At 64.1% G+C, this 1,233-nt stretch carries 1 protein-coding gene and 2 pseudogenes; 1 reads left to right on the forward strand and 2 read right to left on the reverse strand.

Going from position 1 to position 1,233, the window contains the following annotated elements:
• Positions 1–122 (reverse strand): annotated as a pseudogene (locus ACZ6C1_RS39070) (IS5/IS1182 family transposase); the annotation flags it as partial.
• Positions 123–243: 121 nt separating this feature from the next.
• Between ACZ6C1_RS39070 and ACZ6C1_RS39075 the strand changes: the two are divergent.
• Positions 244–809 (forward strand): annotated as a pseudogene (locus ACZ6C1_RS39075) (DUF3885 domain-containing protein).
• A gap of 36 nt (positions 810–845) precedes the next feature.
• Here the strand turns inward: ACZ6C1_RS39075 and ACZ6C1_RS39080 are convergent.
• Positions 846–1,124, reverse strand: a complete 279-nt coding sequence (locus ACZ6C1_RS39080; RefSeq protein WP_469247781.1) for a transposase — start codon at positions 1,122–1,124, stop codon at positions 846–848.
• Positions 1,125–1,233: the final 109 nt, after the last annotated feature.

Here is a 1,233-nt window from a genome sequence, read left to right on the forward strand (position 1 = left end):
GTCTCATCAGGCGTGTCCTGTGTTCCGCCGCCCTGAGGCCGCACCCTCGACGGAGGGATCAGCGGCTTCGCGATCTCCCACAACCCATCCGGAACGATCCAACTCCACGTACCCCGCCCCATACCGAGGTCAACGACGCTTCACCACATAGGACACGGTCTAAGAGGCTGTTTCAGTTGGTGGGCGAGTGCCGGGCATCATGGTCGTGGGCGGGAGTCGATGGCGAGAGAACGGGCGCGGCAGATGTCCAGCGGCGTGCAAACGGCTTTGACTGAGCTGTGGCAGCAGCACTGGGCCAACTGTCCTCCGGTCGGGTACAAGCTCCGCGACCCGTACCGGGATCTCTGGGTGCGCTTCCACAGCCTGCCGGAGTCGAAGCGATACGCGGAGGACGAGAGTACACCGTCGTCCTAGAGCGGTACAACACCGTCCTCGATGAGTTGTTCGCCGGTGGGGATGTCTACGTGATCACCCCAGTTTGGGCGACCGAAGCCGAGGTTCCGCCGTTCCAGTCAGACGCTGGCTACTGGCAGAGCCTGCTGGTGGAGGACGATCCGGACCCGGAGTTCCGTACCTACTGCCACCTCTTCGCCGTCCGCCGGCCCTGGCGATATGGCTGCCTCGACGAGTTGCTCTGTGACATCGCTGACGACAAGGTGGCGGGAGTCCTCGTCACCGACACCCAGATGCGGCGCATCTACCATCCCTACGACGGCGGCGCCGATGTCTTCCTCGCTACGCTCGGGGAGCGGGATCGGACGCGCGATCGGCATGCCGACTGGCTTTCCAGCCACCCGTCGGGTCTCTGACAGGGCCGGCTCACCATCCCACCCACGTCGCCGGCTTCAAGTAGTCAGCCGACGGAAGCAGATGCGGAGTGCCGCTATGCCGACGAAGGCGAGGAAGTGTTCGGCCTTGCGCTCGTAGCGTCGGTGGAGCCGTCGACAGCCGGTCAGCCAGGACACGGCCCTCTCTACCACCCATCGGTGGCGGCCGAGCCGCTGTAAGGACTCGACGCCTTTGCGAGCGATGCGGTGGCGGATGTCACGGCTGCGAAGCCACCGACGCAGATGGTCGTAGTCGTAGCCCTTGTCGTCGGCGTACACGTGAACGTGCCCAGTCACGTACGGATGAACGGGCTCTGTCGCTGATCTTGTGATGCCAGCAGATAGAGTCGCCGAACAGATTGAGAGGTGTGACCGGTGAGCTCAACAGGGTTGTGGGTTGTCGGTG

The organism is Streptomyces sp. NPDC041796 (genome assembly GCF_055590785.1).